Here is a 14,381-nt window from a genome sequence, read left to right as displayed (position 1 = left end):
AAGAACAAGAGTAGACACAGCACTAGAAGTAGCAAAAGCAGTAAACAGTGACCCTGACAAAGTAATATTTGCAAACAAAACAGCATACCCAGATGCGCTACTAGCACCATATCTATCAAACGCCGAAAAAGCACCAATAGTATTGATAGATAAAGACGAAGCGTCAGTTTCAGTAAAACAATACTTGAGAGACAACAAAATCAAAGAATCCATTATACTAGGTGGTAAATTAAGTATTGAAGAATACAAATAGTATTCATTAAAAAAACAATGTGATTGAATTTTAAAATTCAGTCACATTGTTTTTTTTGTTTGAATTACAAAATTTGATTTGTATTGTATAATATAAGATATATTAAGAAAAACTCTTAGCGTAAATGCAAAGATTTGAGGAGAGATTTATGTCAATTTTAGTTATAGGAAGCGTGAATGTAGACACTACATATAATTTGGAAAATTTCCCGAAACCAGGAGAAACAATATCGTCCATATCAAAGAGCAGATCTGTCGGTGGCAAGGGGGCAAACCAAGCGATTGCTTGTCAAAAACTCGGCGGCGATGTGAAGTTTCTTGCGTGTGTGGGAAATGATATGGATGCTGATTTTATTTTCAAAAATATGAAGGAATACGGCGTGGACACATCAAACATCATCAAAAAAGATGTGGACACAGGAACTGCGCTAATAAATGTGGACAAAACTGGACAAAACGAAATAGTTTTAGATCATGGGGCAAATTATGCGATTACAATCCAAGACATCGACGATAACATTGAACTTTTGGATGAATGCGATATTTTGATTTTGCAAATGGAAATTCCGCAAGAAGTCAACGAATACGCGATTAAAAAAGCGAAGGAAAAAGGAGTTTTCGTGATTTTGAACCCTGCCCCAAGTGAGTTTGAAGTGGAAAATATATTGGACAAGGTGGACTTATTCGTGCCTAATGAGAATGAAATTTTGAGATATTCAACCAAAGAAAACTTAAAAGAAGCAGCAAATGAATTATTGGACAAAAATGTCGGCTCTGTGATAATAACTTTGGGAGAAAATGGATCTGAGTATTTTTCAAAAACAGAACACATAAAACAAGATGCCATCAAAGCAAAAGTTGTGGATACAACATCTGCAGGTGATTGCTACATTGGAGCGATGGCAGTCATGTTAGATCAACAAAAATCCATCAAAGAAGCGATGGAATTTGCCACAAAATCATCATCAAAAACAGTAACCAGAAAAGGATCGGGAGAATCCATCCCAACAATAGACGAAATAATGTAAAACTTTCAGGATTTGCCTGAAAGTTTTTCTTTTAGAAAAGCAGAACAATAGCAGCTAAACCATCATACACGAATATCAGATATTAGTGAGTGATGGTTTGCTTTTTTGGTATGATCGGTTTACTACTTAATTATTTCATATTTCAGGAGTAATCTCCTGATTTTTTTATTAAAGCACAAAACCATCCAGAATTGTCTGGATGGTTTTTCAATAGCCTTCTAATCATTCAACGCCAAATCTTGTATGATTTCATAGTTTTCTTTTAATAATTTGAAATCTGGAATGTAGGATGCGGCGATGATTTCGTCTGGGTTGTATTTTTGTTTTATTTCCATGAATTGGTCTTTTACAGAATTCACATCGCCTTCGATTCGAAGTCCACGGGCAGTTCTTATCATGAATTTTTCGATTGATGTGAGTTCGGGGCTGTTGTTAGGGTCTGCTTTTAAGAATGCATCTCTGTTGTTTCTGTTTTGGATTTGCAAGAATATGGAGATGGCTTGTTGTTTGATGTGTTCTGCGGCGTCTTTCTCGTAAGCTGCGTTTGCAGATACTCCAAGCATTACGTATGGTTTGTCCAAATACTTCGATGGAGTGAATTCTTCGCGGTAGATTTTGAGTGCAACATCAACGGTGTTTGGCGAAAAATGTCCTGCAAATGAATAAGGTAGTCCCAATTGTGCTGCGATGTGCGCAGATGTCATGGAGCTTCCTAAGATATATATTGGAACGTGTGTGCCAACTCCAGGATATGGACGAACTTTGAAGTTTTCTGCCTCTTCTTCAAAATAGCTTAATAAAGTTCGGATAGCTTCTTTGAAGTTATCTTCTTTGTATGTGTCACGATAGATTAATTTCGCTGTTTCTATGTCTGTTCCAGGCGCTCTTCCAATTCCCAAATCAATTCTTTCGGGATATAATGTTTCGAGGGTTCCGTATCTTTCTGCAACTTGAAATGGTGTGTGGTTAGGAAGCATTACGCCACCTGCTCCGACTTTTATTCTATTTGTATTTTCCAAAATATATCCGATAATCAAATCTGTTGCTGAGCATGAGATTGATTTGGAGTTGTGGTGTTCTGCAACCCAATATCTTTCGAAGTGTTGTCCGTCTGCCCATTTTGCAAGTTCCAATCCACGTTCGATGGATTGTTTGGCAGTTTCATCTATAAATCTTGGTATTAAATTTAGTATTGATATTTTCATAATAGTTCCTCCTTTTGGTTAATATGAATTTATTATATAAAATGGTGATTGTCAAATAAATTCCGCGTAATACTAATGTGATAGTAAACTATTGAAGAAAAATTGAACAAATGATATAATTAATTCAGTGAATGAAATTGTTTTATTTTTACCCAATTTGGATAAATATATAATAACGATATTAAAAGGAAGTAAGTTATGGATATTAAGAAATACAGGGTAAAACCTAATAAAAAAGTTGATTTGGAAAAATTTAGCACTAAAAAAGACGATTCATATTCAAAAAAAGAAGTGAAGGAAGAAATTCTTCCACAAAATTTGGAAAAAATGTTTGAATTTCAGGAAAAATTATACGCTGAAAACAAAAGAGGAATTTTGGTTGTACTTCAAGCGATGGATGCTGCGGGTAAGGATAGTTTGGTGAAAAAGGTGTTCACCGCGCTTAATCCTGCTGGCTGCAAGGTTACAAGCTTCAAGCAACCTTCCACAGAAGAATTGGATCACGATTATTTGTGGAGAATTACAAAGGCAACTCCTTCTTATGGAGAAGTTGGGATTTTCAACAGATCACACTACGAAGATGTTTTGGTAACCAGAGTTCACAATTTGGTTAATCAAAAAAACGACGACGATTTTTGGAATAAAAGATTCGAAGATATCAATGCGTTCGAAAAATATTTGGACAATAATGGTATCAAGGTTGTGAAGTTTTTCTTGCATGTGTCAAAGGACGAACAAAAAGAAAGACTATTGGATAGGATTAACTTGGAAGAAAAACATTGGAAGTTTGCAGCAAGTGATATTTTGGAAAGAGAAAACTGGGACGAATATCACAAGGCTTACGAAGATATGTTGGAGCATACTTCAACTGATTATGCACCTTGGTATGTGGTTCCTGCGGACAACAAATGGTTCACGAGGTTTGTTGTGAGTGAGGTTATGCTGGATTTGTTCGAGCAATTGGACCCACAAACACCAAAACTTTCCAAGGAAGAAGAATCACAACTAGACAAATGGAAGAAGGTTTTGTTGGAACAAGACGAGAAGGATAAAAAAGACGACTAATAAAAAGTAGGAGGAGAATATGTCAGACGATAGAGATTACAAAGGCTTTGAAAATGACGACAGTGAATACACTAAAGACGGCAACTATTTTAGTGAAAAAGAAGATGTAAGAGGCGGTTACAGCGAAGATAAGGACAGTTATTCTGACAGAAATAGCAATTATTTTGAAGCTTCACAAGAAGATAATTATTCTAATACGAAAGAAGATCATTACGAAAAAACAGACGATAGTTTTTTCTTTGAAGGTCAAGATGACGAAGAAGAATACATTGAAGATTACACTCAACGTGAAAGCTCAGGTTATGCTGGTTTCTGCCAAAATATTTTCTCAATGTTACATGGACTTATTGAAAAATTCAATAAAAAAGGTGCATTTGTAATATTGTTCTTGTTGTACGGAGTGTTCACGTTTGCGGCATCAATAGTACAATTCAAGCTTCACCCAGAACAAGCACAACAATTGGAACAAGTAACAAAAACAGGACTGAATCCAATAACATATACTATTATTTTGGCTGTTATATCAATGTTTTTCTACTATGCAGTGTGTAGAATTATATTCCATTTCACTAAAAAGGACATTTCACCAGTTCCAAATCCTGTAGAAAGAGACACAAGACTTGGAGTGTATGTAGCTTGTGAAGCGTTGATTAACATTTTGTTGATGGCACTTCCAACAACATTCCTTCCTTCAATTGTAGGCATGATAGTTGGAGTTGTCTTGTATTCAGCAGTATTCTACGACAGAATTTCTGATGAAAGAATGCTTGCCGTTGGTGTGAAATCAGCGATAGTAAGTATTGTCGCAGGACTTGTGTTTGGACTTATCATTGGAATCGCAGCAATAGCAGTTGCAGTAGCTGTTATGAAATAAAAAATTTGTAGACTGATCACTTGGCTAGGCTGGGTGGTCAGTTTTTTTAGTGACAATAAAAAAAGCCCTCTCCGTGGTCCGCGTGTAGTTAAACTACATTAAGCGTGGAGAGGTTCTGTTAAGAATATTATATCATTATTCATTAAAAAGTCAACGAATATCAGCGACAGTCTGAGTTTATTAATATGTAAAATTTGCCAAAACAATAGCCCGATGTTATATAATAATATATAAATGAAAACCAAAGGGGAAAAATATGAACTTAACTGATATTATAGATAAAATTGATTATATAGATTATACAAAAAACAACGACGACGAGATTACAAATGTGACAAATGACTCCAGGAAAATCGAAAAAGGTGGAGTGTTTGTGGCGATTTTAGGGATGGAATTTGATGGACACAAATTTATCGACAAGGCGATTGGAAACGGCGCAAACACGATTGTGGTTACACAAGATACACAAAAAATAGAAGGTATCAACTACATCAAAGTCGAAGATGCAAGGATAGCTCTTGCCCAAATTTCAAATGTGGTGTGTGATTTTCCATCAAAGAAGCTTCGAGTGATAGGAGTCACTGGAACAAATGGCAAGACTACAACAGCTTCTATGATTAGTCATATTTTGGAAAACTTAAACTCACAATGCACAAATATCGGCACGAACGGAACTTTTATCGCGAAAGAAAAATACGAAACGCCAAACACGACTCCAGAAATTTGCGAAATCGACAAGATTTTGAAGATTTCGGTGGACAAAAAAATCGACAACGCTGTTGTAGAATGTTCAAGTCATGGATTGTATTTGCATAGACTAGACGGGATAGAGTTTGATGTAGCTGTGTTTAACAATTTATCGATGGAGCATATGGATTTTCACAAAAATATGGAGAATTATTTCGATGCGAAGATGATTTTGTTCGAAAATGCCAAGAAAAAAATCGTGAATGTAGATGATGAATACGGAAGAAAAGCAAAGGGAAGGTTTGAAGAAGCATATACATTCTCCCTTAAAAATGAATCCGATTTTAGGGCTGAAAATGTAGAATTGATTGATGGCAAGATGCATTTTGAAATCAAAAACGTGAAATTCGTACTCAACAGATTTGCTATGTTTGATGTGTACAATGCGGTGGCTGCGATTGCTGCGGTGAATTTATTGGGATATGAACTTAAAGATATTGCCAAAGCGTTGGAAAGTTTTACAGGCGTTGAAGCGAGGTTTGAATTTGTTAAAAATGATTTGGGGATAAATATTGTCATTGATTTCGCACACACTCCAAAAGCTTTTGAAAATATCTACAAATCTGTGCCAAACGACAAACGAAAAATCGTAGTTTATGGGATGAGTGGCGATAGAACTCGTGAAATCAGATACGAGGTCGGAAAGATTTCCGCAGAAAACAACGTGTTTTCAATTGTAACAACTGACGATCCAAAATTCGACACATACGAAAACATTGCTGATGATATCGTAAGTGGGATTGAAGAAGAAAACGGTGAATATGTCAGAATCAAAGACAGAAAATCTGCCATTAAACATGCGATAGAAATTGCAAATGAGGGAGATTTTGTCTTACTTTTGGGAAAAGGACAAGAAAACTTCATCAAGCTCAAAGGAAATGAAAAGACACCTTATTATGAAAAAGGAACAGTCAACAAAGTGTTGGATGAATTGAAGAATAAATAAGCAGTAAAGATACGAACATATCTTCAATAAAAGCAAAAATAGACACCGATACGAACGAATATCTAGACTACAAAAATTGATAAATTCATCGCTTGTGAACCTAAAATCGCAAACTCGCTAACGCTCAGACAGTGCGATTTCTTAACGATTCACTTCGCTTGAATTTAGTGCAATTTTTTTCGTATGATATTCTAACCGTATCGGTTGTCTATTTTATTTCACTGAAATACAATAATTGTCGTAGGTAGTTTCAAAAAAATACAAAGCAGATTACCAGTTTTGCTAAGAACTTTGTTTTGTAAAGCCAAAAACATCGTAAAAGAGCGAATCATTCGGAAAAAATTGTTTTAAATTCAATCGAAGAAATCCGTCTAAAATTTGACCGCGTAAGCGAAGCGTGCTTCAAATTTTAGGATTTCGAGATTAGAATTTTTCAATTTTTGTAGACAGATGAGCGATTTACGAGTTTTTGTGTTTTCTGTACCGTAGTCTAGATATTCGTGCAAACTGGTTTTCTGCTTTGTGTATTCTGAAGCTATCTAAGACAATACCTTCTTTATTCCCAAAATCATCTATGAGAGAGGGCGAGGGAGGTCATTTATAGAAAAAATCTATAAATAACGATTATCATTTTGATATATTATTGAGTAAATGATATTATTTGTTACGAGGTGATTAGATGGTTGATTTAAAGAAGAAGTTACCAGAAGTTTTTAACGATTTTGCAGAAAGTCGTCAAAATGCTTTTTTGAAAGTAAAAGAAATAAAGGATAAGGATATTCCTGTTATAGGAATTTTTTGTACGTTTTTTCCACAAGAGTTAGCTGTTGCAGCTGGTGCTACTTGTGTTAGTTTGTGTGCTACAAGTGACGAAACTATTCAAGATGCTGAGAGGGATTTGCCTAAAAACTTATGCCCACTTATCAAATCTTCTTATGGTTTTGCGTTGACTGATAAGTGTCCGTTCTTCTATTTCTCTGATTTGGTTGTCGGAGAAACTACTTGCGATGGCAAGAAGAAGATGTACGAATATTTGGGAGAATTCAAGCCAGTTCACGTTATGGAGCTTCCAAACAAGAACACTGAACAAGGTCTTATTTTATGGAAAGAAGAAATCAGAAAGATGATTAAGACTATCGAAGATTTATTCGGCGTTGAAATCACAGATGAAAAATTAAAGCATGCAATTGAAGTGAAAAACGCTGAGAGATCCGCTGTAAAGGACTTCTATTCTATAATGAAGGCTGATGATTTGCCAATCACAGGTGGAGAATTGTGGCATGTTTTAAATGGTGTGCAATTTGATTTTGACAAGGAACAAATTCCACAAATGCTTGAAGAATTAAAAGCTAAGGTTATGTCTGAACACAAGCACATCAGTGGCAAGCCAAGAATTTTGATTACTGGTTGTCCTATCGGTGGTGCGACTGAAAAAGTTATCGAAGCAGTCGAAAATAACGGTGCAGTTGTGGTTAGCTACGAAAACTGTGGTGGCGCTAAGGCTATTGATGAAAATGTCGATGTAGACAATCCAGATATGATTGATGCGATTGCTAGAAAATACATGAACATTGGTTGTGCATGTGTGAGTCCAAACGAAAATAGACTTAAATTATTGGATAAATTAATCGACGAATACAAGGTTGATGGTGTTATCGACATGCATTTACAAGCTTGTACTCCTTACCAAGTTGAAGGTTTGTCAATTAAGAGATTCTGCAACGATAAGAAGAATGTTCCATACATCGCTGTGGAAACTGATTATTCAAAATCAGATATTGGACAATTAAATACAAGAATTGGTGCTTTTATTGAAATGTTATAACATTTTTTAAAAAATTGTGATATAATAGTTTCAGCAAAATCCATACAGGTTTTACCTGGAAAATAATCGCCATTATTCAAAACCGGCGGTTATTTTTTTGTTGGCAAATTTTGAAATGTTGTAATAATCTATAAAGCTAGGTGTGATACAATATAGTAAGTATAAATTTTGCACATAGGAGAGGAAAAACTTGGCAAAGCAAAAATCACTTAAATTAAACGCAATGCTTAATTTAATCAAAGTTGGGCTGAGCGTTGTGTACCCGTTGATAACTTTTCCTTACGCTACGAGAATTTTGCAAGTAGCAAATATGGGAAAGGTAAGTTACGGAGATTCAATTATTAAAATATTCATGCTGATTGCATCGCTTGGAATTACCAATTATGCAGTCAGAGAAGGTTCCAAATACAGAGAAAATAGAACGAAACTCAACCAATTTTCGAGGGAAGTTTTCTCCATCAACTTGTTATCTACGTTGATTTCTTACATTTGTTTATTGATATTCTGTGTAGTTTCTGCGAAAATGCGCGACATGGCAACGCTTGTTTTTATTCAAAGTTTGAGTATAATCTTTGCGACACTTGGAGTTGAATGGGTCAATGCAATCCACGAGGATTATTTGTACATTACAATCAGAAGTATCCTAATTCAAACTATTGGTGTAATTTTACTATTTTTCGTAGTAAAAACACAAGAAGATTACTTAAGATACGCAGGACTTACGGTTTTCGTAAATGGTTTGGTGTGCGTTTCGAATATGCTACATGTTAGAAGATACGTAAGTTTGAAACCGACATTCAAATTAAATTTGAAAAGGCATTTGAAGCCTATTATGCTATTCTTCTCGAATAGCATCGCAGTTTTGGTTTACGTCAGCGCGGACATGACGATGCTTGGCTGGATTTCGGGAGTTTTTTATACTGGACTTTACACTGTAAGTGTGAGGGTGTATTCTGTTGTAAAACAAATGCTTGGTGCAATTTACATGGTTACAATTCCAAGATTATCAAAGGCTGCAACATTGGATGATAAAACAGAATTTAGACATTTGTTGACAGAAATTTCAAGCTTTTTGCTATTATTAATGATACCAATGTGTACAGGACTTGGAGTATTATCCAAAAATATCGTATACATTCTCTCTGGAGAAAAATTCATTGCGGCGACACTTTCGTTGCAAATTCTAGCAGTGTCAGTATTTTTCGCAATAACAGGTGGTGTAATCACAACTTGTATGAATGTTCCATTGGGAAAAGAAGCATTGAACTTAAAAGCTACGACGATATCGGCGTTTGTAAATGTAGGGTTAAATCTAGTTTTCATACCACTTTGGCAACAAAACGGTGCAGCAGTAACTACGGCGATCTCCGAATTGGTAGTAGTTCTTGTGTGTCTATTTGAATTCAAAGAAGCAAGAGTTTACTTTGAAATGGACAAATTATTCTATACAATGAAATACGCAGTAGCAGGAGCTTTGTGGATACTTTTGACGAAATTTGTGGTTACAAAATTTATCACACATTACACACTTAACTTGTTGGCAGTATTCTTCATCAGCGTCATCGGATACACATTGATATTGTTCTTCGGTAAAAATGAAGTATTTATAGAAACATTGAAGAAAACACCACTTAAAAAATTAGTAAAATAGATAATGAGAGCATCATGCGATGCTCTTTTTTGATTAAAACAATCGAAGTACATTTACACTTACAGAGACATACAAAAATAGACATCGATACGAACGAATATCTAGACTACAAAAATTGAAAAATTCATCTCTTGTGAATCTAAAATCGAAAACTCGCTATCGCTCAGACAGTGCGATTTTTTAACGATTCACTTCTCTTGAATTTAAAACAATTTTTTCCGTATGATATTCTAACCGTATCGGGTGTCTATTTTATTTCACTGAAACCCGAAAATGTTGTAGACCGTTTCAAAAATTGCAAAGCAGAAAACCAATTTGCACGAACATCTAGACTATGAATAAAGAAAACTACAAAACTTGCAAATCGCTCATCTGTCTACAAAAATTGTCGTAGGTAGATTCATAACATACAGAGCAGAAAACCAATTTGCACGAATATCTAGACTACAAAAATAAATAAACTCTAAGCTCGTGAACCTAAAATTGTGAACTCGTGCTACGCACTCAAACAGCACAATTTTTTAACGGTTCACTTCGCTTGATTTTATGATTATTTTCTCCGTATGATATTCTTTGCAAACTTGGTAATCTGCTTTTTTCATTGAAACTAAGAAAGCTACAAAACTCTAAATAAAACTGATTTTCTGCTTTAGTGCATTCTGAAAATTTAGTTGATATTTTTCCAATCACTTATTTCACACGTCAAAGCCACAAATTAATACTAGAAAAATTTCACAATGATGGTATAATAAATAATTGAGTATTAAGGAGTGGTTTTTTATTTTTTTAGTTACGTTACAGCAAATTTTGATTATGTTTGTTTTCATGGCGATGGGCTATATTTTTGCGAAAACGGGGTTTTTCAGTAGAGAAACTATCAGAGAAATGACTGGGTTTGTAATGTATGTTGTGGGATCAAGTGTTATTATCAACGCGTTTAATAGATCCGTTACACCAGTGCTATTGAACAATTTTGCAATGACTGCCTTTGCTGCGGTGGTTTTGATGGGTTCATCTATTTTGATTTCTCATTTTTTGTTCAAATTTGATAGATTTTCGAAGAACGAAAACATAAGTACATACAAATTCGCATCGGTTTACAGCAATTGTGGTTTCATGGGAATTCCTTTGATTGAAGCATTGCTTGGTGCGGATGGAACTTTTTTTGCAATTCCTTACTTGGCGGTGTTCAATATTTTGTTGTGGAGTCATGGAATTGGTTTGTACGAGATGACTGGAAATGGCAAGATTCAATGGAACAAAGTTGTGAAAAATCCTTGTATTATTTCGTCTGTTTTGGGATTTGTTTTGTTTTTCTTCGGGGTAATTTACAAAATGCCGAATGTTGTGACAAAACCTGTTTATTATTTGGCTAGTATGAATACTCCTCTTAGTATGATAATTATCGGCGCAAATTTCGTGAGTATTACTGAGCCCTTTCACAGGGATAAAATGGCGTGGGAAGTTTCTTTTATCAGAAATATTTTGTTTCCTTTGATTTATATCGCGATTTTGTTAATTATTCCGATGAATTCAGATGCAAAGATTGCAACATTGGCGATGGCATCAGCTCCGATTGCAGGAGTGAGCGTGCTTTTCTGTTTGATGTTTAATAAATCTACGGATTTTCCATCGAGGGCTTTGTGTTTGTCGACGATTTTTTCGGTGGTGACTTTGCCGGTAATAATTTTGATTGGTAGTTTAATCCTTTAAATTGGCAAAATTTTTTGAAACGCATATATAATCTAATGTGAATATATGGTAAAATAAGGTTAACAATACTTTTGTTAACCAATATTTTTTTGTAAAGAGGTGATAGTTTGAGTGATTTAATAAAAAAAGAATTGATACGAATTGAAGATCGTGCAAATGATTGGAAGGATGCAATAAGAATTGCAGCAAAAAGTTTGTTGGACAATGGTTACATTAACGAACAATATGTAGAGGATATGATAAAAAGCGTAGAGGATGCTGGCCCTTACATTGTGCTTGCTCCGAGCATTGCGGTTCCTCACGCACGACCAAACGGCAATGTAGACAAAATGGCTATTAGTTTGACAAAATTAAATGAGCCTGTGAATTTTAGAAACGATGAAGAAGATGAGGACAATTGGGTAAGAATTTTGTTCTGTTTGGCAGCTGTGGATTCTTCATCACACATTGTAGCACTTCAACAATTGGCAGTGCTTTTGGATTCAGATGAAATTACAGATGAGCTTATAAATGCAAAATCTGAGGACGAAATGTTGGATATTATTAACAAAAAATTAGAGGAGGGAAATGATGATTAATATTGTTACTGTATGTGGTAATGGAATTGGAAGTAGTCTTCTTTTGAAAATGAAGGTTGAAACTATTTGCAAGGAAATGGGAATTGAAGCGAACGTTGAATCTTGTGATTCTAACGCAGCTGTAGGAAAGGGCGCTGACCTTTTCGTAACTGTTAAGGAATTCAAATCAATTTTTTCAGATGATCAAAAAGTAGCCATTGTAAAAAGCTACACTAACAAAAAGAAAATCGAAGAAGATTTGGTTCCTGTATTAGAAGAATTCAAATAAAAATTTAGGAGGAATTTATGGGATTTTTAAACGTATTAAAGGATATTTTATCTGAACCTGCGTTTTTGATGGGTCTTATCGCGATGGTAGGTCTTATCGCTCTTAAAAAACCAGCACACAAGGTTATGACTGGTACATTAGGTCCAATCTTAGGATATTTAATGTTAGCTGCAGGTGCAAATGTCATCACGACTAACTTGGATCCATTGAGTCAAATGATTCAACACGGATTCAACATCACAGGTGTTGTTCCTAATAACGAAGCCATCACATCTGTTGCACAAAAAGTTTTGGGCGTAGAAACAATGTCAATTTTGTTAGTAGGACTTATTTTTAACTTATTAATAGCAAGATTTACAAGATACAAATACATTTTCTTAACTGGTCACCACAGCTTCTTCATGGCTTGTCTATTGTCAGCAACTTTAGGTGCAATCGGATTTAAGGGAGTGGCTTTGGTATTGGCTGGTGGATTTATATTGGGAGCTTGGAGTTCAATCTCTCCAGCAATCGGACAAAAATACACTTTGAAAGCTACTGATGGAGACGAAATAGCTCTTGGTCACTTTGGTTCATTGGGATATTATTTGTCGGCGTTCATCGGTTCATTAGTTGGAAAAGATTCCAAATCAACTGAAGATATCGAAATTCCAGAAAAATGGGGTTTCTTAAGAAATACTACAATTTCAACAGCGTTGACAATGATTGTGTTCTATTTAATCGCAAGCATCAAAGCTGGTCCAGATTTCGTCGGCAAAATGTCTAACGGACAAAACCCATATTTGTTTGCAATCATCTCTGCATTAAACTTCGCAGTTGGTGTAGCAATCGTATATGCAGGTGTTAGAATGATTTTAGCAGATTTGATTCCTGCATTCGAAGGTATTGCTACAAAATTAATTCCAAACTCTGTTCCTGCAGTTGACTGTGCAGTATTTTTCCCATACGCACCAACAGCAGTTATTTTGGGATTTGCATGTAGTTTTGTAGGCGGATTAATCGGTATGTTTATTTTGGGAGCTATCGGTGGAGTATTAATTATTCCAGGGCTTGTTCCTCACTTCTTCTGTGGTGCAACTGCTGGTATTTACGGTAATGCAACTGGTGGTAGAAGAGGAGCTATGATAGGTTCATTCATCAACGGATTATTCTTGGCATTCCTTCCAGCATTCTTGCTTCCAGTTTTAGGACAATTAGGATTTAACAATACAACATTCGGAGATTTTGACTTCGGAGTTTTGGGAATTTTATTAGGAAAAGTTGGTAACGCTATGGGTAATGTCGGAGTTTACATTATTATCGCTGTTTTGGCAGTGGTTTTAATAGCTCCTTCAATTATCACTAAGAAAGACACAGCAATTAACAACGAACAATAATTTGAACTAAACAAGAAAGAGGTTGAAATGGATAAAATTAACACAAAAATTTACTCAGACGGTGCAGTATTAGAAGACATGTTAGAATCATTGGCATCAAAAAAAGTAACAGGATTTACAACTAACCCATCATTGATGAAGAAAGCTGGAATCACTGATTACGTTGAATTTGCCAAGAAAGTTCTAGAAGAAATTACAGAATATCCAGTATCATTTGAAGTATTTGCAGATGATTTAGAAACTATGGAAAAAGAAGCAGACAAAATCTCTTCATTGGGAGATAATGTTTACGTCAAAATTCCAGTAACTACAAGCGATGGAACATCAACTGCTCCATTATTGAAAAAACTTAGTTCAAAAGGAATTAAACTTAACGTTACAGCAATCTTTACAGTAGATCAAGTAAAAGAAGTAGTAGACAACTTGACTGACAATGTTCCAAGCATTGTTTCAGTATTTGCTGGAAGAATTGCAGACACAGGAGTTGATCCAATGCCAATCATGAAAGAATCATTGGAAATTTGCAAAACTAAAAAAGGTTGCGAATTGTTGTGGGCATCTCCAAGAGAAGTGTTCAACATTTACCAAGCAAATGAATTGGGAGTAGACATCATCACATGCACTCCTGCAATCATCAAGAAACTTTCATTGATGGGAAAAGATTTGAACGAATATTCACTAGATACAGTGAAGACTTTCTGCAAAGATTCAAAAGAATTAGGATTTTCAATTCTTTAATAAATGCAAGAGCTCACTTATGACCTGAACCCGTAAACACGGAATAATTTAATAATATTTTAAGCGGAATGTAATCTGTACATAACAGGGGACATTCCGTTTAATTTTGTTTTAA

13 protein-coding genes are annotated in these 14,381 nt (G+C 35.1%); 12 read left to right on the top strand and 1 reads right to left on the bottom strand.

The features are described 5' to 3' along the window. Positions 1 to 253: cell wall-binding repeat-containing protein (locus tag DES33_RS09645; RefSeq protein ID WP_170111628.1), on the top strand; the 253-nt coding region annotated here is incomplete at its 5' end. 148 nt (positions 254 to 401) lie between these two features. Continuing rightward, positions 402 to 1,280, top strand: coding sequence for a ribokinase (rbsK, locus tag DES33_RS07700; RefSeq protein WP_110058591.1), 879 nt, complete (start codon positions 402 to 404; stop codon positions 1,278 to 1,280). A gap of 218 nt (positions 1,281 to 1,498) precedes the next feature. On the opposite strand, the gene DES33_RS07695 is transcribed toward rbsK, so the two are convergent. Beyond that, entirely contained in the window at positions 1,499 to 2,485 is a 987-nt protein-coding gene (locus tag DES33_RS07695) for an LLM class flavin-dependent oxidoreductase (RefSeq protein WP_110058590.1), read from the bottom strand. 198 nt (positions 2,486 to 2,683) lie between these two features. Here DES33_RS07695 and DES33_RS07690 point away from each other — a divergent pair, with 198 nt between their 5' ends. The 10 genes from DES33_RS07690 to DES33_RS07645 all read left to right on the top strand — a co-directional run bounded on the left by DES33_RS07690 (position 2,684) and on the right by DES33_RS07645 (position 14,266). Next, positions 2,684 to 3,550, top strand: a complete 867-nt coding sequence (locus tag DES33_RS07690) for a polyphosphate kinase 2 family protein (protein WP_110058589.1) — start codon at positions 2,684 to 2,686, stop codon at positions 3,548 to 3,550. Between the two features lie 19 nt (positions 3,551 to 3,569). After that, positions 3,570 to 4,424 (top strand): preprotein translocase subunit SecD family protein, encoded by an 855-nt coding sequence (locus DES33_RS07685; RefSeq protein ID WP_110058588.1) that lies wholly within the window; start codon positions 3,570 to 3,572, stop codon positions 4,422 to 4,424. 256 nt (positions 4,425 to 4,680) lie between these two features. After that, positions 4,681 to 6,117 (top strand): UDP-N-acetylmuramoyl-L-alanyl-D-glutamate--2,6-diaminopimelate ligase, encoded by a 1,437-nt coding sequence (locus DES33_RS07680; RefSeq protein ID WP_110058587.1) that lies wholly within the window; start codon positions 4,681 to 4,683, stop codon positions 6,115 to 6,117. A 679-nt stretch (positions 6,118 to 6,796) separates the two neighbouring features. Then, a complete protein-coding gene (locus DES33_RS07675; protein WP_110058586.1) occupies positions 6,797 to 7,942 on the top strand; it encodes a double-cubane-cluster-containing anaerobic reductase in 1,146 nt (381 codons plus the stop codon). Positions 7,943 to 8,132: 190 nt separating this feature from the next. Further along, positions 8,133 to 9,593 (top strand): flippase, encoded by a 1,461-nt coding sequence (locus DES33_RS07670; protein ID WP_110058585.1) that lies wholly within the window; start codon positions 8,133 to 8,135, stop codon positions 9,591 to 9,593. 756 nt (positions 9,594 to 10,349) lie between these two features. Further along, positions 10,350 to 11,306, top strand: a complete 957-nt coding sequence (locus tag DES33_RS07665) for an AEC family transporter (protein WP_227930594.1) — start codon at positions 10,350 to 10,352, stop codon at positions 11,304 to 11,306. A gap of 107 nt (positions 11,307 to 11,413) precedes the next feature. Beyond that, positions 11,414 to 11,884: a PTS sugar transporter subunit IIA gene (locus tag DES33_RS07660; protein ID WP_110058583.1), complete on the top strand. Its 471-nt coding sequence runs from the start codon at positions 11,414 to 11,416 to the stop codon at positions 11,882 to 11,884. Beyond that, entirely contained in the window at positions 11,877 to 12,152 is a 276-nt protein-coding gene (locus DES33_RS07655; RefSeq protein WP_094204450.1) for a PTS sugar transporter subunit IIB, read from the top strand. Before DES33_RS07660 ends, DES33_RS07655 begins: the two co-directional genes overlap by 8 nt. Before the next feature lie 17 nt (positions 12,153 to 12,169). Beyond that, the gene (gene ulaA / locus DES33_RS07650; protein WP_094207737.1) at positions 12,170 to 13,528 is read left to right on the top strand and encodes a PTS ascorbate transporter subunit IIC; all 1,359 of its coding nucleotides are present in this window, start codon (positions 12,170 to 12,172) and stop codon (positions 13,526 to 13,528) included. Between the two features lie 27 nt (positions 13,529 to 13,555). Next, a complete protein-coding gene (locus tag DES33_RS07645; protein WP_110058582.1) occupies positions 13,556 to 14,266 on the top strand; it encodes a transaldolase in 711 nt (236 codons plus the stop codon). The last annotated feature ends 115 nt before the right edge of the window (positions 14,267 to 14,381 follow it).

It is taken from the genome of Finegoldia magna (assembly GCF_003182075.1).
GTDB classification, from domain to species: domain Bacteria; phylum Bacillota; class Clostridia; order Tissierellales; family Peptoniphilaceae; genus Finegoldia; species Finegoldia magna.
This window is presented reverse-complemented; position numbering and strand designations above follow the sequence as displayed.

Coding starts and splice junctions, on each gene's coding strand:
- rbsK (WP_110058591.1), top strand. CDS start 402: ATGTCAATTTTAGTTATAGGAAGCGTGAATGTAGACACTACATATAAT.
- DES33_RS07695 (WP_110058590.1), bottom strand. CDS start 2,485: ATGAAAATATCAATACTAAATTTAATACCAAGATTTATAGATGAAACT.
- DES33_RS07690 (WP_110058589.1), top strand. CDS start 2,684: ATGGATATTAAGAAATACAGGGTAAAACCTAATAAAAAAGTTGATTTG.
- DES33_RS07685 (WP_110058588.1), top strand. CDS start 3,570: ATGTCAGACGATAGAGATTACAAAGGCTTTGAAAATGACGACAGTGAA.
- DES33_RS07680 (WP_110058587.1), top strand. CDS start 4,681: ATGAACTTAACTGATATTATAGATAAAATTGATTATATAGATTATACA.
- DES33_RS07675 (WP_110058586.1), top strand. CDS start 6,797: ATGGTTGATTTAAAGAAGAAGTTACCAGAAGTTTTTAACGATTTTGCA.
- DES33_RS07655 (WP_094204450.1), top strand. CDS start 11,877: ATGATTAATATTGTTACTGTATGTGGTAATGGAATTGGAAGTAGTCTT.
- ulaA (WP_094207737.1), top strand. CDS start 12,170: ATGGGATTTTTAAACGTATTAAAGGATATTTTATCTGAACCTGCGTTT.
- DES33_RS07645 (WP_110058582.1), top strand. CDS start 13,556: ATGGATAAAATTAACACAAAAATTTACTCAGACGGTGCAGTATTAGAA.